The following is an 18,604-nucleotide window of genomic DNA, read 5'->3' on the forward strand; positions in this document are numbered from 1 at the left end:
GGCGATATTGTTTCCGATTTTTTGAGTCCTGATTGCTTTTGTTCGGCAGCTAAAGGTCAAAAAACGCCAACGTTTTATAATTTTTTTATTACTTTTTTTAAGGCTGCCTTATCACTATCTGTTAAGGGTCTTGATATGTATAAATTCGCTATGAACAATAACGCCATGACTACCCATTTATCACAGAATCAATCGTCAAAGACTGATTCATCAGCACAAGAGCCACCAATGCCAAATAACGTTTTAAATAATGAAGAGCTACCTGATAATCAGACAATGATTGATGAAGCACATGATGAAGTACTGGATAACGACGATATGCTCATCGACGATGATGGTGTTGAAGAGCGTGGTATTGATGATGGCGATGCAGATGATATAGATGATAGCGACGATGATGAAGCGCCAGTAGCAGGTCAAGCGGTGCCAGTAGTCGTAGATATGACACACATCGTCACAGAAGAAGAGTCTGGTTTGCGCATTGATAAAGTCGCCTCGCAAGTATTTTCAGACTTTTCACGGGTGCAGTTACAAGGATGGATAACTGACGGCAGCTTGCTATACAACGGCAAGGTACAAAAGCCAAAGGTCCGTGTAAAAGCAGATGACGTGCTGCATCTATCAACGACGCTGCAGCAGCATAGCGAAGATCAGCCAGAAGATATTGATATTAATGTGGTCTACGAAGATGATGAGGTACTGGTGATCGATAAGCCTGTCGGCATGGTGGTCCATCCTGGGGCAGGCAATCAAACTGGCACTTTAGTCAATGCCTTGCTATACCATTATCCGCAGCAGCACCATCTACCGCGTGCTGGTCTGGTACACCGTATTGACAAGGACACCTCTGGGCTGCTGCTTATTGGTAAGACCAAACCTGCTCAAATGGCACTCATGGAGCAGCTAAAAGACAAGTCTGTCTATCGTCACTATAAGTGTGTGGTGGCAGGCGACCAAGCAAGTTTGTTGCGTCATCGCCGTATTGAGGCACCGATTGGACGCCATCGTACGCAGCGTACCAAAATGACAGTCATGACAGCAGGCCGTGAAGCGGTGACGCATTTGCTGAAAGTGACGCCCCTTAATGACAACTACTGCCTGCTAGATGTGGGGCTTGAGACGGGTCGTACCCATCAGATTCGTGTGCATTTGAGTCATGTGACTTATCCGCTAGTAGGGGACCGTGTTTATGGTGGACGTCGTCAATTGCGTGCAGGATTGTCCGAAGCACAGCGTCAAGCTATTAATAATTTCCCGCGCCAAGCACTGCATGCTTATACTTTGGGTTTTGTTCATCCAGCGACTGGTGAAGATATCGAAGTCACTACGCCGCTGCCAGAGGACATGCAAAAACTAATAGCCGTATTAAGTGATGGTTATGATGAAGAATAAAACCTGCTGAAACAAAGCTACGGAAACAATGCTGCGGTTGAGTCATTGCTGTACACAGGTATGACACCTATCTAGTCTACGGCAGTGATACAACCAACCTCATTGTGAGGTAATCGGTGGATAAAGGGGTAGAGCAGTCATGATAAACAAGCTTCCGATAACAAATAACTTCCCAATGACAATGCTTGCGCAAATGGACGAAGTGGCTGTTTTTCAGACGGCTGCGTTTGCGTATGATGATAGGGATGACTCTGTTACCAGAAACCAGCGTATGGGGTATGAGGGTCAGTCAAATTATGGTGAGCTGAATCTAGGTCTTCATGTCAATGATAATGCGGCAAAAGTATTGGGCAACCGTATGAGTCTATTAGCTGCTATCAATGAGCAGCTGGCAAGTGAATCATCGACAGATGGGCAGTATGGCAGTATCAATAGTATACATTGGGTCAGTCAAGTCCATGGTCAGCAAATCCACGATATTGATGCGACGACGTTGAGTATGACGCCATTGGCTGCTGATGCAATGGTCAGCCAACAACGTGGGCGCGGACTAGCGATAATGACGGCAGACTGTGTGCCGATTGTCTTATACCAGCCTACCAGTGGCAAAACAGCGGCGATCCATGCAGGCTGGCAAGGGCTGGCATGCGGCGTCATTCAAGAGACGGTAAAGCGCTTTACCGACTCAGGGGCTATACAGGTTTGGATAGGGGTCTGTATCAGTCAGGCTAACTATGAAGTAAATACAGACGTTCGAGATAAGCTATTGGCTGGGTGCATAGAGCATCAGACATTATCACAGGAACATATCGATAATTTTGCGACGCTGTTTTCTATCCCATCTATCGATGACAAGGTCAAGCTGGATTTACCGAAGCTTGCTGCCATGCAGTTAGAAGCGGCTGGCGCTACCATTATGAATGATTTGCCAGTTAACTGTAGTTACGCAAATACTCACTATTACTCTTACCGTCGTCAGACCCATATGCAGCAGCCAGCAACGGGCCGCATGGCACTGGTCGTTGTGCGCCGTTAGAAGCGCTCTAATTATATACAGATTTAGCAGGCAATAAAAAACAGCAGAATAATCTGCTGTTTTTTTATTTAAGAACTAAATTTGTATTAACAAACAGAATCGCTAGATTTTGGCACTGACAAGCCAAATAAAGGACGTAAATATAGTGCTAAAAACGTACCTGCCATTGCGAGTATGCCCCAGATATAGCCATGCAAACTAAAAGAAGCGATACCGCCAAAATAAGCGCCAATGTTGCAGCCGAATGCTAAACGTGCGCCATATCCCATCATCAACCCGCCAATGACAGACGCTGCAAAATTACCTGTAGTAATCTTAGTAAATTTGAATAAGCCGCCCGCTGCAGAAGCGATAAACGCACCGACGATGATACCGATATTTAGTACCGTGGTCGAATCTGCAAAAATAGAAGCTTCTAGAGCTGCTGCATTAGCACCCTGCCAGTAGCCCCAGCTGGCGACATCCATACCAAAGCCGCTTGCAATTTTAGAACCCCATAATGTAAAGCCAGAGGTGATCCCCCACGGTTGACCACGCGTGAGCAGTGTCAGTCCGTTGAGTAGAGCCAATACGATAGCGGCAGCAAACAGTGGCCAAGAACCGCGAAAGATTCTTCTCCAGCCAGACTCAGAGGGTACGGGCGCCATCTTTGGTGCATTTTTCTTTTTCTCAACGATCAGGGTCACCCATGCGATGATACCGAATATCGCAAGAGACAATAGCCATGCTCCTGTATAACCGAGACCTGTGGAGGTTGCCAAAGAAAAAGGCGCAGCTGCGGGCATCTCCTCTGTCCAGAACGGCAAATGATAAGCGCCAATTGTCGCGCCTACGATGAAGAAGATAAAGGTGATAAACATCACTGAACGGCCACCGCCTACCGCGTAGAGCGTACCAGAGGCACAGCCTCCACCAAGCTGCATGCCGATACCAAACACGAATGCACCGACGATCAGACTGACACCTAACGGGGCGACATAACCTGCCACAGGTCCACCGAATAGCGTCGTGCCATAAGCGAGTATGGGCGCAAACAAGGTGACGGCAACCGCTAGCATCAGCATATGAGAGCGCATCGCCTGACCATTGCCTACCGCCATGATGCGTCTAAAAGCAGAGGTAAAGCCAAAGCGTGCATGAAAGAGGGTATAGCCAAGCAACAAGCCAATGCCAAGTAGCAATGATTGAGAGATATGCTGGGTGGCCAGTAGATACACAAGCACCATTAATCCTACGATACCGCCCCCTATGATCAAGGGTTTTTGCGGGGCATTCAGAGCAAGATCGTCTCTGACAATGGGGTCTTTTGTATCGTTTACAGGTTGAACGAGAGTAGTAGTCAAGGTAATAGCTTCCTTATCCGACAGTTTTATCAGATATCGTTTTTATGAGAATTTTTGTTTTATATGTATGTAGGTCTACAGAGCTGAAAGTGGTCATACGGTCAAATTAAGAGAAGCGCTACATCTTAATCCTATTAATCGTAATGTAAACCTGAAGCGAGTAGAATAATTTGAATTAGCATATAATTATTTGGAATATAGGAGTTAATTGCTGATATTGTTCGAGGTTGATAGTCGTCTATGTAGTTAATAAACATAAGGGTTATCAGCGTATGAAATCCATTACGTCTATCTAAGGTAAGACTTTAGGCTGTATTGATCGTGCATAGCGCATCGTTTGGTAAACCGCGTAGCCTAATAGTTTGATAGGTTAGAATCTAACAAATAACTCAAAAATAAAAATACGTCTGATACAATAGGCTTGAATTCAATGAAGTTCATCGCATATATGATGATACGTGTACGCTGACGTATAAAAGTCATGCGAAAGCTTTGTCATTTAGAGATTTTACCATTTAGAAATGTTGTCATCGACGCTTTTGTCCATGAAAGTGATTGATTCAGTAATCAATTGCTTAGAGTCGCCTGTCAGCACTTGATTGCTTATCAGTGATAATGATGACGCCTTTACCAATCAAAGCGATGTCACAAGCTACTGACCATCGCTAAGTAGCCGATATTTTACAATCTTTATTATCCAACCAATTATTTATTATTAGAGTATGTATGAATACACCTGTTAAATCGTCTGAAACATCTACTGATAGCACGCCCAACGTATCAATCGCTGTTATTTTTCATAGTAATTATGGTCATACTAAGCGTGTCGCTGAAGCGATCGTAGAAGGTGCGCATCAGCAATTGCCGCAAGCTCAAGCAAGGGCAGTCGATATTTATGATATTGATTGGGACTATTTAGATCAGGCAGATTTGCTGGTTTTCGGTAGTGCAGTATATATGGGTAGCGTGACCGCTGAATTTAAGACCTTTATGGATGAGACTTCAAAGCGCTGGTACAACCGTAAGTGGGAAGGCAAGTGGGCCGCAGCCTTTGCCAACTCGGGCGGTTTGAGCGGTGATAAGCTTGCTGTACTACAGCAAATTTCGTTATATGCGATGCAGCATGGCATGAACTGGATCGGTCTGCCCTTGATGCCGACAGGTCATGAGTCACATGACTTAAACCGTTTATCTAGCTTTTTGGGTTTGATGACGCAGTCGCTTGATGGTCCACCTGAAGAGACACCAGGAAAAGGGGATATCGACACCGCTATTTGGTTCGGTGATCATTTGGCAAAGACTATTATCAAGCACCAACCAACTGATACTAAAAGCTAGACGAGCGGATAGCTAACAGACTAGTAGAAGAAAAAAGCAGACACCTTATGATGTCTGCTTTTTTTTATGCCAAATTTATCTTGGAGAGAGTTTTCGTACCGAGTCTCTATTGAGCAATTAGCGTAGTAGTAGGGGCAGCGGTCACAGGGATGGGGCTGTCAACAAACTGAAATGCCTGACATCCTGTCAGCATCATCGTCACTACCAACAAATAAATAAAGCTAAATGACTTCATGATCGTATCTCGAGGGCAGTGTTGACCAGTAATATTTTTCTACTACCGATTATCATAAATAATGGCAGTAAAATGTTGGATGTATTTTAGCTATTATATATAAAAACCAGCCAGCTATAAAAGTTTAGACAAGATATATGTGTTTGAACTTGTTTTTCAAAGGATTATTTATTCAATGGCAACCTGCTTTATTGATCACTCTGCTCGGTCTGTTGCCTATATGGCTAAAGCGAATGCATAGTGGCAATATATTTGCTACTACACATATCAATCAGAGCCATTGAGCATCCGTCTATATATCAACTATTCGGTAGTATTGGTAGGCATCATAATGGGTTGTATTGTAAATAAGAATAGTGATAATATGTTGAAAGCTGACCAAATAGTCAGGTATCTTATGTCTTTAAAATTATATCTCTAGCATTAGTTTCTAAACTGTTTGTGAATTTCTAACGAAACTGCCTGATGATTGCTGATATTTTTTATCCGTTTATTTACTATAAAAGTGTACTGTCGTCAATGTATTGGTATCTTGCAAGTGTGCCACAGAGCAGTCAATAAATTAAAGGCTGTAGCACCCATGAATGATACGAAAACAGTTGCGATACGATACAAGTCGGATGCTTAAGCTGAGTGTTTGAGCCGTCAAATCCCTTATTTTATCTTCATTATTTTAGCCGAGCCTTGCTATGATTAGTTTTTATCTCAATGGAAAAATCCAAGAGCTAACCCAGCTTAACCCCAATACGACGGTGCTTGAGTATCTACGATTGTATGAAGGCCAAATGGACACAAAAGAAGGCTGCGGTAGTGGTGACTGCGGTGCCTGTACGGTGATGGTTCAGCGTCTACCCACAACCAACCAGCAGTCGTCTGATGTCGAAAACGGCGGTAATGAAAGCATTACGTCGCCGTTCTATACTATCAATGCCTGTATCACGCTAGTCTCGCTCATGGATGGTCATCATGTAATGACAGCGGCTTACTTAGCAGAAAATCCTGAGCATCACCCTGATCGTGCCTTGTTGCATCCTGCCCAGCAAGCAATGGTCGAGTGTCATGGATCGCAGTGTGGTTTTTGTACCCCTGGGTTTGTGATGTCGCTGGCTTGTGTCTACGAAAACAAGCGTTTGCAAACCAATCAGAATGACAGTGAACAAAGTGATGCCAAGCCATTAAGCTATGATGAGGTCGTCGCGTCGATATCTGGCAACCTATGTCGCTGTACAGGTTATCGTCCGATTATTGAAGCGGGTCTACTGATGGGTGATATCGGTCAGCAAAGACAGGTAGAGCAGTCAGCGGTGAAAGATCTGACGGTCAGTTTGGCGACAGATGCCATGAGTAGTACAAAACAATCAGCAGCCTCTCATACTGCCTTAACTGAAGTTGAACCAGATACTACAGCGTCTCAAAATATTGAAGCTGCATTGACTGATGCTGGGCGACAGTTGTATATGCCTAAAACAGTAGATGAGCTTAATCAAGTATTGGCAGCCAATCCGCAGGCAACGATTTGGGCAGGTGGTACGGATTTAGGGCTCAGCGTAACCCAGCATCTAATCGATCATGACGTCATTATTCAGATCTCAGGCGTTGAGGCACTAAAGTCATGGTCGCTACTTGACGCAAAACCTGATTCAAAATCTGACTCAAACAGTAATAAGTCAAATAGCGAACAGCTGGTAGCTCAGTCACTAGTGCTAGGTGCTGGCATGAGCTATCAACAGATGCTGCCTGTGCTTGAGCAACACTTCCCAACCTTTGCGCAAGTGTTTGAGCGTATTGCCTCTCCACAAATTCGTAATATGGGCACCATTGGGGGCAATATAGCCAACGCGTCGCCGATTGGTGATCTGCCACCGATTCTATTGGCACTGGACGCTTCTATTCATTTGCGTCACTGTGCGACTAATACTGAAGCGTCAAGCGGCTCGTCTCATACGGATGAAATCATACCGTTATCAGAATTTTTCTTAGATTATAAAAAGACTAAGCTACAAGCAGGTAGCTACGTCGTCGCTATTCATATTCCTTTGCTACAAGAAAATCAACATTTATTTATTCATAAGATTAGCAAACGTTACGAAGATGATATCTCAGCGTGCTTGCTTGCGGCGCGACTGGATGTGTCAGCAGATGGTGCAACCATTGAGAGTGCCAAGCTAGGCCTTGGTGGTATGGCAGCGATACCATTGTTAGCGACCAAGTGTCAGCAAGCACTTATGGGACAAGCTACTGAAGTGGCAAGTTTTGAGAAGGCAGCCCAACGCTTATCTGCTGATGTGACACCAATGACTGATGTCAGAGCCAGCCGGGAATACCGCATGCATGTGGTACAGCGTCTACTGATGAAATGTGGTAAGCAGTTGGCAGCAGCTATGCAGACTGAGAGTACCTAATCATTAACATTGCCAAAAATCAAAAAAAGCATCAATAAAAGCGTATTAATAGAAGAGACTTGCCATGAGCCATCATTCGTCCTTATTCGATAGTTATAGTATCCGCCGTGTGCGTCCGCCAAAAAACAAAATTGGCACCTCGGCCAAGCATGATAGTGCGATCAGTCATGTCATGGGGACGGCAACCTATGTGGATGATATTGCAAAACCACAAGGTACGCTACATTTAGCAGTCGGCAAGAGTAGCCACGCTCATGCACGTGTCCTGAGTATGGATTTAAGCGCTGTCAGAGAGGCTGATGGGGTTGTAGATGTTTTAAATTTCCAGGATTTACCAGCGCAAACGGATATCGGTGCGGTGTTCGATGGTGAGCCACTCATGGTTGATGATATTACAGAGTATGTGGGTCAAACGCTATTTGTGGTTGTGGCGACCAGTCATCGCGCCGCCAAAAAAGCGGCTACCAAAGCCATTGTCGAGTATGAGCCGTTGCCCGCGGTGCTGAGTATCGATAAAGCGCTAGAGCAAGAGTTTTTTGTGCGTCCGAGTCATTTTATGAAGCGTGGCGATGCTGCGACGGCGCTTGAGAACGCGCCAGTTCGCATCGAAGGTCATATTCATATGCGCGGGCAAGAGCACTTTTATCTTGAAGGGCAAGTGTCTTACGTGGTGCCGTGTGATGATGGCGGGCTAGAAGTATACACGTCGTCACAGCATCCAAGTGAAGTGCAGCAACTGGTCGCTGAAGTAACAGACTTGCCATTTCATGCGGTAAACACAGTCGTGCGCCGTATGGGCGGCGGTTTTGGTGGCAAAGAAACGCAAGCCGCGGCATGGGCTTGTCTGTGCGGTATCATTGCCAAGCGCCACAATGTCCCTGTCAGTATGCGTCTAGACCGTCAAGACGATATGGTCGTAACTGGTAAGCGTCATGAGTTTGCCAACCGCTATGAGGTGGGCTTGGATGAGTCAGGTCGTATACTAGGCGTCGATATGCAATTGGCTGGCCTATGCGGTTATGCGCCAGATCTATCTGATGCTATCGTCGATAGAGCGATGTTCCACTGTGACAATGCCTACTATTATCCAGCGGCTCATGTAGCAGGTCATCGCTGCAAGACCCACACAGTATCTAATACGGCCTATCGCGGGTTTGGTGGTCCACAAGGGTTAATGACTGCTGAATATATGATGGATCATATTGCCTATACCTTGGGGCAAGATCCGCTACAAGTGCGCTTGGCAAACTTATATCAAGATGGTCAAAGCACCCATTACGGTCAAACCATTGAGCATTTCGATTTGGCGACCATCATGACCACACTGGCAGCCGATTGTGATTATGACAATCGCCGTCAGAAAATTATAGAAGCCAATCAAAAAGCTGCCGCTGAAGGCAGTGATAAGCGTTTGGGTCTTGCGCTAACGCCCGTTAAATTCGGTATTTCATTTACAGTGCAGACGCTCAATCAGGCGGGCGCACTGGTACACATTTATACCGATGGTAGCATCCACCTCAATCATGGTGGTACGGAGATGGGTCAGGGTTTATATATAAAAATCGCCCAGATCGTCGCTAATGAGTTCGATGTAGATCTGGATACAGTAAAAGTATCAGCGACTCGTACTGATAAAGTGCCCAATACCTCACCAACTGCTGCGTCATCAGGTACCGATATCAATGGTAAGGCAGCACAGAATGCTTGCTTAAGTATCAAAGCGCGCATACTCGAATTTGCTGCTGAGCACTTTGAGGTGGCACAAGAAGACATACGTTTTGAAAATAACCATGTCTATATCGGTGATAAAGAAACGCTAACCTTTGCTGAAATGATTCAGCTGTCGTATCAGAATCGCATCAGCCTATCGTCTACTGGCTATTATAAAACGCCAAAGATATTTTATGATCGTTCTAAAGCATGGGGACGTCCATTCTTCTATTTTGCATTAGGTGCCGCCTGCGCTGAGGTTGAGATTGATACGCTGACAGGGGAGTACAAAGTGCTACGCTGTGACGTATTACACGATGCGGGACAGTCGATTAACCCTTCCATTGATATCGGTCAGATTGAAGGTGGTTTTGTGCAAGGTATGGGTTGGCTCACAGCAGAAGAGCTGATCTGGAATGATAAAGGAAAACTCGCATCTGACAGTCCTGCCAACTATAAAATTCCAACTGCGCATGACTTGCCTAAACAGTGGAATGTCAAATTATACGACCGCAAAAACGAAGAACAAACTATCTATAACTCTAAAGCCGTTGGTGAGCCGCCGTTTATGTTAGCAGCCAGTGTCTGGTGCGCACTCAACAATGCCGTCGCAAGTCTCAGTGATTATAAAAAGAATCCAGAACTGACCATGCCTGCAACGCCAGAAGCGGTACTAAAAGCAGTGATGCGTATGGAAGCTACCTCATGGGAGCTAGAGACCAAAGCGGACAAGGATACGATGGATAGCCTTGCCAAAGGTGTAGAAGAAAAGGGCGACCTTTATAACGACAAGGTCATGCCGCAAGATGTGCGCCATGCAAAAGATATCGATCCAAAAGAGGTGACAGGCAAACAGACCGATGAGCAGCCAGAAGCGATAGAGCATCCGAATGTCGCAGGGGCGAGAGGTCCTGCGCACAGTGAGTGAGTCATTAGCACCGCCAGTGATCTGGTATGAAGGTCTGGCGCGATATCAACAGCAAGGCATGGCTCATGTGTTGGCAACGGTTGTGGCTGTGAATGGCTCGGCTCCGCGTGCGCTACAGGCCAAAATGATCGTCACGCAGGATGGCATCGTAGATACGCTGGGCGGCGGCGGTCTCGAGCACGATGTGATTACTACTGCTCGTCAGCTACTGAACGGTGAGATTTCAGCAACGGTATCAAAGGAAGTCAAACCAAAAGTTTCTGAAGTCAATGATACAAGCGCGCCAAATCCTTCTAAAGCGGTACGCCGTGACGCGGTTTATACCAAACATTACCCGTTGGGTGCGAAATTGGCACAGTGTTGCGGCGGTAGCGTCACCGTTATGTTCGAGTGCTTTAATGTGATACCGCCGATGTCAGTACTGGTATTTGGGGCAGGGCATGTGGCCTCAGCACTCATGACCATTCTTGCTGAATTGCCATGTCAGGTAGATTGGGTAGATAGTCGCCCAGAGATGTTTGAGCGTTATTTGACTGATAAACCTAGAGCTGATCAGTTGAGTGCTCATAAATCTGGTCAGGTATGTACATCTCGTCACAGTTCAGAACAGCATTTAGTAAAAAACCAATCTCCAGCTTATAAATTACCAGCGCATATTCGTCCGCATGTTGATGATGAGCCTGTAGATTTTGTGCGTCCATTTATAGAGCAGGGTGGCCAGCGCTTTATTCTGGTTATGACTCATGACCATAGTGTTGATTTTGAACTGGTGCGAGCAGCATTAGATACTATTTCTGATAGCAGCTCGGCTGATGATAAACGCTCAGATATCCCAGTACCTTATATCGGCTGCATTGCTTCGGTAACCAAAGCCAAGCGTTTTAGAGATCGGCTTATTCAGCGTGGCTATAGTGAGTCATTAGTGAATCAGCTCGTCATGCCAATTGGACTGCAAGTTGGCGGTAAAGAGCCGATGGCGGTGGCAGTGTCTATCGTGGCACAGCTTTTACAGCAGTATCATCAGGCTGCTCTTTGAACGGACTAATTACTTCATACAACCGTGTCACTTTTCATTAAATAATTAAAACGCTCAATGCTTTTATCAAAACGCTCAGTATTACTGCGCCATTGTGAGACCACCAAATGACCCTACATATTTATCAAGCTCGACTGCTGCATTATTTGACCGAAAGCGATCGTACTGAGCGTACACCCTCTAAAATAGCGAACACCAATCAACCTGATCATGCACAGGTATCAACCATTGATCAAAGCACAATGTTATTACCCGTGATTGCAGGCGAGCGCATTTACCCTGAATATATTGCTGATGGTGCGCTTGTTGTAGATGATGTGACAGGACGCATTGTAGAGTACGGTCGTAGCGAGACTATCTTATCGACGTATGCTAATGCAGAGGGCAAGCCAGCAGTTAAAGTGCATGACTATCGCGATAAACTCATCATGCCAGGTTTTATCGATACCCATGTGCACTATCCGCAAATCGATATGATTGCCGCTTATGGTGAGCAACTGCTTGACTGGCTCAACAACTATACCTTTGTCACCGAAGCCAATTTTGCTGATCCAAAAGTAGCGCACGACACCGCGCAGTTCTTCTTAAACCAACTGCTGGCCAATGGTACGACCAGTGCCATGGTTTTCTCTACCAGTCACCCGCTATCTGCCGAAGCGTTTTTTGCTGAAAGTCACAGGCTCAATACACGCATGATTACGGGCAATGTATTGATGGATCAAAATGCGCCTGCGCAACTGTGCGTTCCTGCTGAGCAAAGTATCCGCGATACTCAAGACATCATTGATAACTGGCATGAGCGCGGACGTCAGCATGTCGCCATCACCCCGCGATTTGCGATTACTTCGACACCGAAGCAGCTACGGCTGGCAGGAGAGTTGTATACCAGCTACGATAGTGTCTATTTGCAGACGCATTTAGCAGAAAACCGCGATGAGGTGGCCTTTGTTCAGCAGCTGTATCCCAATCACAAAGGTTACCTCGATGTCTATGATGATATGGGTCTGTTAGGTCGTCGTACGACTTTGGCGCATGGGATCTACCTTGAGACATCAGAGTATGAGCGCCTACGCGCGACTGGCACACAGATATCACATTGTCCGACGTCCAATCTATTTTTGGGTAGTGGACTGTTCGATTTACCCAAGACCTTAAGCTATACCGGTGTCAGTATCGCCACCGATGTTGGGGCAGGCACGAGTCTGTCTATGCTGACGACATTATCAGAGGCTTATAAAGTTCAGCAACTACAGAGCAATCAGTTGTCAGCGCATCAAGGGTTGTATCAGATTACTTTGGGCAATGCACAGTCGCTGCTATTGGATGATAAGATCGGTAATTTTATGCCCAATAAAGAAGCCGATTTTGTCATCATAGATATGGGTGCGACGGAGCTGATGGAGCGACGTATGGCACAGACCAAAACGCTTGAAGAGCAGCTGTTTGTACTGATGATGCTGGGTGATGATAGAGTGATCGAACAGACCATCGTTGCAGGCGTGAGTCGCTATTGCAGCGCTGCCTTATAGGACGGATATATCAGTGTGTGCTTGCACCAATAGCGCAGCCAGTAGATATCTCTTAAGAACAAACCCCCTGCTTCTACCAAATAGGAGCAGGGGGTTTTATGAATAAAGGTATCTTTATCTGGTGTTAAAAATGGAACTTTACTAGGGCGCTAGGAGCGCTTTGATTGACACCATCGACACCGTATTTGTTTTTCCAATAACTATACTCCATGCCGACTTCTAGGCGGTTATCAATACCGAGCACCTCCTGTAGATTGTATTTGATTTGCGGATTGATATGAATATTATCTTCAATATCATCGTTATTAAATGAATAATCGATAAAGCCGTCCACTACAAAATTGTTACGCTCCCAACCGTAGGTCAAGGTGATTTGTTGATCATCATCGATATTGTCATTAAAAGCATGGTATAGCGTTGCAGACGCGTACGTTGTCCCTGGAATAGGGATATTTAGATCGGCACCAATACCAACCAAATAATTGTCTTGATCAAAGCCAGTACTGTTTGAGCCAAATTCATAAGTAGCGGCTAAATTAACTTGCTTTATAAAGCTATTGTCAAAAGTCGCCATTTTGAGTGTAGGAGACAGCTCACCATAAGTTTCTCTAAATCTATTGTTTTCAATATCATTGGCACCTTGATTTCGATCGACAAAGAAGAATACACCGCCCCAGTCGTGCGCAGAGACATGCTCTAATGTAATAGTCGTCAGCTCTCCATCCTCTACAAGGTCATAGTCACTGCCGTAAAGTACAGAAACGCTCGTATCGGTAAAATAGGTCTCAGCTTGGAGGTTAGACATGCTACCGAAAGCGGCGACAGCAACTGCCACCATTGACAACGGTTTAAGCAAAGACGGCTTTGGGCTAAATGGTTTCTGATTAGACAGTTTAGAGGTGGAGAGTGGGCTCGTTCGTAAATCAAAATGCAAAATGTAACTCCTTTATGTACGATGGAATATTAATTACCTTAAATTTATCTTTGATAATTCATAAAATAGGTTGTTGTTTGAAAATCACTATCAACTAACAATAAGCGTGCTATTGACCGGTTCTGTTTTTAAGTAGAAATCAATAAGTATCATTCATACGCTTACCCCTAAAGAGTATTCAATAATCATGCCACGAACCTATAAAATCTACGCTCTGCAGCATTTACTGGCTTTTATGCTTATTTGCTATTATCAGGGCATAAAATAAGCAAAATAGTCCTTAATTTTTCTTAAATGCCAGACGCATCTCCTATGTATTTGAGTAAATATAGAAAACAGTGCTTTTGGATGAAAAAGCACGTGATAAAAGCACCAAAATAGACCTTTTTATGCCCCAATTTGGGCTGTATAAAATACCTTTGAGTCAACATAGATAGGACTTGCCGATCTGCCAAACATAAAAAAGCCAGCTAATAGGACTCAGCTGGCTTTTAGTTTGTATCGTACGTGCCGTATTAGCTGGTTAGCTGCACTCGTCTGCTAGTTCAATAAATACATGCCAGTCAGTAATATCTATCTCGTGGCAATTGTTACCGTCGCCATTGATGCGATCAACCACTAGAAAATCACTATCACGCCCTAGAGCCAGTAGTGGATGATGCCAGACGTTAGCGTCATATTGCACACCCTGATGAGAGGTGGCATAGAATACAGCGAGGTCTTCAGCAGACTGGGGCGGTGTACCCGCTTTTGCAACAACGACGACATAGTCCTGACCTTCCATAGACACAAACGCTTGTGTTCCAAGTGGGTGGTACTCCATGACGGAGAGGACAATAGGGTTCTCGCGCTTTTTGGCACGAAAGATACTCATACCTACTGTACCACCCTCAAGCTGGCTTTCAGCAAGTGCATGATGGCGAACGGCATAGCCATTATTGATCTCATAAGTATTGGCAGCGGTTTGCTCATCATCACTATAGCGCTCGATCACCGAACCATAGGGGGCAAAATTTGCCTTGGTTAAAGGTATGGCAGTTAATGTGACAGACATTAGGTGGTCTCGCTATCGTTGGGCTGGGCCGCGGCATTGTCAGCAATCTGTCCATATATACGTACGCGGCTGATACCACCATCTGGAAAGATATTGACTCGAATATGAGTGATAGGCTGCTCTATTTGAAGCTTATCTTTACTAAAAGTATGGACGTCATTAGCATTGGTCTTTTGCGGCTCAAGCAACGTCTCCCAAAACATACTTTGAGTCACTAGCGTTTGCTCTGGTGTGTTTGGTGAGTAGACTGCTTGGATCGAGACTTTGTCAGGATAGTTGCCCTTAAAATGAGCCGTATCAATCTCAATAGAATCAACGATACCTGCTTGGCCTAAAGCAATAATACACCAGTCGTTACCTGGCTCACGGCGACGACGAGTCTCCCAGCCATCCCCCATATTGGGTGCTTTGGTCGGTAACAGTAAGTTGCTGGCTGCGCCAAAGTGCGCATCATTGCTAGCAATCGCGCGACCACCATTTAGCGCACCTGCCAAATCGAGCAACTCGCCTTGAGTATTGAGGCTCGCATCAAGCTGGATATCACCGTAGACACGTAGCCTAGCAACGCCGCCATCTGGATAGATATTCAAACGAATATGGGTCACCGTTTGCTCATGATCGATCTCGACAAACTCATGATTGTGTCCTTGTAGCGGCGTCATACCTACAAGCGTTTGCCAGTTTTTACCGTCCCAGTCTTCTTTGCTTAGGTTGGCAAGTTCGGTATCAGCCTGCTGTAATAGCTCTGGTGCATACAAAGCATCGACACTGGCAGAAGAGGGGAAGTTGCCAGTAAAGTGACTGGTATCGATATCGAGCCCAGCGATTTTGGTTGGGCGGGCAAGTTGAATAACCAAGTAGTCATAACCTAAATGACGCTTACGACGCGTCTCCCAGCCGTCCATCCATTTACCATTGTTATCGAATTTACCAACCACAAATATAGGCGCATCCGGATTTAGAATACGGCTTTTATCTGCAAAAAAATCATCAGTCGCAAACAGTGATTTTGCGCCTAAGCGACTGTCAGCCACGTTTGATTTTTTGGTAAATGCTGGCAATGTCTCAGGTAAATTGTTTGCTGAGAGAATTTGTCCGACTTCTGAACTACTTTGACTCATCGTTATTTCCTTTATTCTATATTAGGTTGTATTTATCGTATGCGGTCTGTCTTATATGGTCAATATATCAAGATAATGACGGCGCTCACATCCAGTTGGCAGTGTTGTCTGACGTGGCAGGGTGATTGTCGTACCAGTGCTTGGCTATGTCATCACGGCGACATATCCATACGTCAGGTTTATTGGTGATATATTGCAAAAACTGCTTTAACGCTTTGATGCGTCCTGCACGTCCGATAATTCGGCAATGCAAACCAATCGTCAGCATTTTCGGGGTATGCGCGCCTTCTTCGTAAAGGGTATCAAAGCTGTCTTTGAGATACTGATAAAACGGCTCTGCATGAGTAAATCCTGGACTTGAAGAAAAGCGCATATCATTAGTCTCTAAACTATAGGGTATGACCAGATGCGGCTTACGCGTGATGACATTGCCATCTTGCACTTTGACATTGAGCCAGTAGGGTAGCTCATCCCCATACGAGTCAGAGTCGTAGACATAGCCGCCTTGCTCAGCGACTAACTCGCGAGTATTTGGGCTATCGCGTCCGGTATACCAGCCGAGAGGCTGATTACCTAGCATACGCTTGAAGATAGTAGTCGCACAGCGAATGTGTTCGCGCTCAGTCTCGCGGTACATGTCCTGATAGGTAATCCAACGTAGACCATGACTGGCAATCTCATGACCGTCTTCTAACACACGCTCAATAATGTGCGGCGTTTTTTCGGCAGCGGCAGCACAAGTGAACGTGGTGATAGGAACACCGTACTCTTTGAAAACATCTAGGACTCGCCATACACCGACACGACTACCGTACTCGAAAGCAGACTCAATAGACTGGTGACGGCTATTGAATTCTGGTGTGCCCAAGATATCAGATAAAAAGCGCTCTGATTGTCCATCGCCATGAATGACGCTATTCTCTGCACCTTCTTCGATATTGAGTACAAACTGTACGGCGATTCTCGCGCCGCCAGGCCAGTTTGCTTTTGGTGGATTGTCGCCGTAGCCCTTTAGATCTCGTGGATATGTACTTAGATCAAAGTCACTGGTAATTTTTTGGGTCATTATCGATGTTCCTATATCTCTTAGAGCCTTAAATATTTATTTGAAGGTTACTGGCCAAGGATAGCTTTTTTTAGATTGTAAATTAAAGCGATGATGCATATGCGACAAGCTGCTGGCGCTCTGTATCTGTTAGCTGCGTGATATTACCAAGTGGCATGTAACCGGTCTGTACCGCAGTGACGACTTTTGCTTTATGTATTCTCAAATCTTCTGGTGTCTGTAAGATAATACCTGCTGGAGGCGCGGCAAACCCCTGTTGCGTTGGTTGTACGGCATGACAAGTGCTACAGCGCGTATGCACCACATCCATCATCGCGTCATCTGCTGACGCGCTTACGGGTACGGCTTCAGCAGTGGCAGTATCATTGGCAACACTGTTATTAGTACTAGTAACGGTATCAGTGTTTGAGTCAGTAGTTATGCTTGCAGCTGGTGGCGGACTTGTCACTGATGGAGTGTTGTCAACTGTAGCAGTAGTTGCTGAAGCTGCAGGCATCACAGGCGCAGGCTCAATCGGCTCAGGTCGCATCCAGATAATGAGCAATACGGTCAGTATCGCTGGTATGACCAGATAACGCGGTTTTTTGTGTCCCAAGTGCTTTTGGTTAAAATAATGACGGGCAGTCGCGGTAATGATACCGACGAAGACCAACACCAACCAACCTTGCTCGTGAGCATACATCATTGGATAGTGGTTACTGATCATGGTAAAGATGAGTGGTAAGGTAAAGTAGTTGTTCATCAGTGATCTATTTTTGGCTTGTAGCGCCAATTCAGCCACTTCTTTACCCGGTTTTTCGCCGCGCCTTACGCAATCTACGAGGGCGCGCTGTGCCGGCATGATACCAAAGAACACATTACCGACCATCACCGTACCCAAGATAGCACCGATATGGATAAATGAGGCGCGATCACTAAACAGCTGGTACGAACCCCAACAGGCAATGATCAAGAGAATAAAAATCAACGTACTAAATATTAGGGCGTTTTTACCCAAATGACTGCGCACGATGACTTCGTAAATAAAGTAACTACCAAACAAAAACAGCAAACTTGTGGCAATAGCGCCGATACTGGTAAAAGGTACCTTACTTGGGTCAATTAGGTAGGCAGTGGCATTGGCATAATAGACGATAGACATCATCGCCGCACCCGTCAGCCATGTGGTATAGGCTTCCCATTTAAACCAATGTAGGGTTTTTGGCATCTCTTCTGGTTCGAGCTTGTACTTGGCAATCTCATAAAACCCGCCACCATGAACGGCCCAAAGATCTCCTGAAATACCTTTGTCTGTTTTCCACTGGGGCGGCTTGCGTAGGCTCAGATCTAGCCACACAAAATAAAATGAGGCACCAATCCATGCTACCCCAGCGATGACATGAAACCAGCGGAAAAATAAACTCAACCATTCGAGAAGATAGGCACCCATGTAGTAATTGTCCTTTAATATGACCGTGTCTTGATAAAATATATTGATAAG

14 protein-coding genes are annotated in these 18,604 nt (G+C 45.4%); 7 read left to right on the top strand and 7 right to left on the bottom strand.

Features of this window, described 5'->3' with window-relative positions:
* Nucleotides 1–276 precede the first annotated feature (276 nt).
* Nucleotides 277–1,392, top strand: coding sequence for an RluA family pseudouridine synthase (locus AC5JPT_RS01415; RefSeq protein WP_493858406.1), 1,116 nt, complete (start codon nt 277–279; stop codon nt 1,390–1,392).
* Between the two features lie 139 nt (nt 1,393–1,531).
* Nucleotides 1,532–2,428, top strand: a complete 897-nt coding sequence (locus tag AC5JPT_RS01420; protein ID WP_493856803.1) for a purine nucleoside phosphorylase YfiH/LACC1 family protein — start codon at nt 1,532–1,534, stop codon at nt 2,426–2,428.
* A gap of 86 nt (nt 2,429–2,514) precedes the next feature.
* On the opposite strand, the gene AC5JPT_RS01425 is transcribed toward AC5JPT_RS01420, so the two are convergent.
* Nucleotides 2,515–3,771 carry a YeeE/YedE family protein gene (locus AC5JPT_RS01425; protein ID WP_493856804.1) on the bottom strand — a complete coding sequence of 419 codons (1,257 nt, stop codon included), beginning with the start codon at nt 3,769–3,771 and terminating at the stop codon, nt 2,515–2,517.
* A gap of 726 nt (nt 3,772–4,497) precedes the next feature.
* Here AC5JPT_RS01425 and AC5JPT_RS01430 point away from each other — a divergent pair.
* Nucleotides 4,498–5,109, top strand: coding sequence for a flavodoxin family protein (locus AC5JPT_RS01430; RefSeq protein WP_443524159.1), 612 nt, complete (start codon nt 4,498–4,500; stop codon nt 5,107–5,109).
* Between the two features lie 106 nt (nt 5,110–5,215).
* Here the strand turns inward: AC5JPT_RS01430 and AC5JPT_RS01435 are convergent, their stop codons facing one another.
* Nucleotides 5,216–5,344, bottom strand: coding sequence for a hypothetical protein (locus AC5JPT_RS01435; RefSeq protein WP_493856805.1), 129 nt, complete (start codon nt 5,342–5,344; stop codon nt 5,216–5,218).
* A gap of 689 nt (nt 5,345–6,033) precedes the next feature.
* On the opposite strand from AC5JPT_RS01435, the gene AC5JPT_RS01440 reads away from it, so the two are divergent.
* The 4 genes from AC5JPT_RS01440 to guaD all read left to right on the top strand — a co-directional run bounded on the left by AC5JPT_RS01440 (nt 6,034) and on the right by guaD (nt 12,949).
* A complete protein-coding gene (locus AC5JPT_RS01440) occupies nt 6,034–7,746 on the top strand; it encodes a xanthine dehydrogenase small subunit (RefSeq protein ID WP_493856806.1) in 1,713 nt (570 codons plus the stop codon).
* Between the two features lie 64 nt (nt 7,747–7,810).
* Nucleotides 7,811–10,384, top strand: a complete 2,574-nt coding sequence (gene xdhB / locus AC5JPT_RS01445) for a xanthine dehydrogenase molybdopterin binding subunit (protein ID WP_493856807.1) — start codon at nt 7,811–7,813, stop codon at nt 10,382–10,384.
* Entirely contained in the window at nt 10,377–11,420 is a 1,044-nt protein-coding gene (locus tag AC5JPT_RS01450) for an XdhC family protein (RefSeq protein ID WP_493856808.1), read from the top strand. Before xdhB ends, AC5JPT_RS01450 begins: the two co-directional genes overlap by 8 nt.
* Nucleotides 11,421–11,527: 107 nt before the next feature.
* Nucleotides 11,528–12,949, top strand: a complete 1,422-nt coding sequence (gene guaD / locus AC5JPT_RS01455; protein WP_493856809.1) for a guanine deaminase — start codon at nt 11,528–11,530, stop codon at nt 12,947–12,949.
* Between the two features lie 124 nt (nt 12,950–13,073).
* Here guaD and AC5JPT_RS01460 read toward each other — a convergent pair whose 3' ends face one another.
* The 5 genes from AC5JPT_RS01460 to AC5JPT_RS01480 all read right to left on the bottom strand — a co-directional run bounded on the left by AC5JPT_RS01460 (nt 13,074) and on the right by AC5JPT_RS01480 (nt 18,553).
* Nucleotides 13,074–13,883, bottom strand: a complete 810-nt coding sequence (locus AC5JPT_RS01460) for a DUF5020 family protein (protein WP_493856810.1) — start codon at nt 13,881–13,883, stop codon at nt 13,074–13,076.
* Nucleotides 13,884–14,406: 523 nt separating this feature from the next.
* Nucleotides 14,407–14,937, bottom strand: coding sequence for an ureidoglycolate lyase (locus tag AC5JPT_RS01465; protein WP_493856811.1), 531 nt, complete (start codon nt 14,935–14,937; stop codon nt 14,407–14,409).
* Complete coding sequence (gene alc / locus AC5JPT_RS01470) at nt 14,937–16,058, bottom strand: allantoicase (protein WP_493856812.1); 1,122 nt, start codon at nt 16,056–16,058, stop codon at nt 14,937–14,939. The genes AC5JPT_RS01465 and alc overlap by 1 nt, the downstream gene beginning before the upstream one ends.
* A gap of 85 nt (nt 16,059–16,143) precedes the next feature.
* Complete coding sequence (gene puuE, locus AC5JPT_RS01475; protein WP_493856813.1) at nt 16,144–17,124, bottom strand: allantoinase PuuE; 981 nt, start codon at nt 17,122–17,124, stop codon at nt 16,144–16,146.
* 82 nt (nt 17,125–17,206) lie between these two features.
* A complete protein-coding gene (locus AC5JPT_RS01480) occupies nt 17,207–18,553 on the bottom strand; it encodes a urate hydroxylase PuuD (protein ID WP_493856814.1) in 1,347 nt (448 codons plus the stop codon).
* Nucleotides 18,554–18,604 lie beyond the last annotated feature (51 nt).

The organism is Psychrobacter sp. H26, assembly GCF_059073035.1.

Bases quoted from the DNA above. Each gene is read 5' to 3' on its own strand.
- AC5JPT_RS01415 (WP_493858406.1), top strand. From the start codon at position 277: ATGATTGATGAAGCACATGATGAAGTACTGGATAACGACGATATGCTC.
- AC5JPT_RS01420 (WP_493856803.1), top strand. From the start codon at position 1,532: ATGATAAACAAGCTTCCGATAACAAATAACTTCCCAATGACAATGCTT.
- AC5JPT_RS01430 (WP_443524159.1), top strand. From the start codon at position 4,498: ATGAATACACCTGTTAAATCGTCTGAAACATCTACTGATAGCACGCCC.
- AC5JPT_RS01435 (WP_493856805.1), bottom strand. From the start codon at position 5,344: ATGAAGTCATTTAGCTTTATTTATTTGTTGGTAGTGACGATGATGCTG.
- AC5JPT_RS01440 (WP_493856806.1), top strand. From the start codon at position 6,034: ATGATTAGTTTTTATCTCAATGGAAAAATCCAAGAGCTAACCCAGCTT.
- xdhB (WP_493856807.1), top strand. From the start codon at position 7,811: ATGAGCCATCATTCGTCCTTATTCGATAGTTATAGTATCCGCCGTGTG.
- guaD (WP_493856809.1), top strand. From the start codon at position 11,528: ATGACCCTACATATTTATCAAGCTCGACTGCTGCATTATTTGACCGAA.
- AC5JPT_RS01465 (WP_493856811.1), bottom strand. From the start codon at position 14,937: ATGTCTGTCACATTAACTGCCATACCTTTAACCAAGGCAAATTTTGCC.
- alc (WP_493856812.1), bottom strand. From the start codon at position 16,058: ATGAGTCAAAGTAGTTCAGAAGTCGGACAAATTCTCTCAGCAAACAAT.
- puuE (WP_493856813.1), bottom strand. From the start codon at position 17,124: ATGACCCAAAAAATTACCAGTGACTTTGATCTAAGTACATATCCACGA.
- AC5JPT_RS01480 (WP_493856814.1), bottom strand. From the start codon at position 18,553: ATGGGTGCCTATCTTCTCGAATGGTTGAGTTTATTTTTCCGCTGGTTT.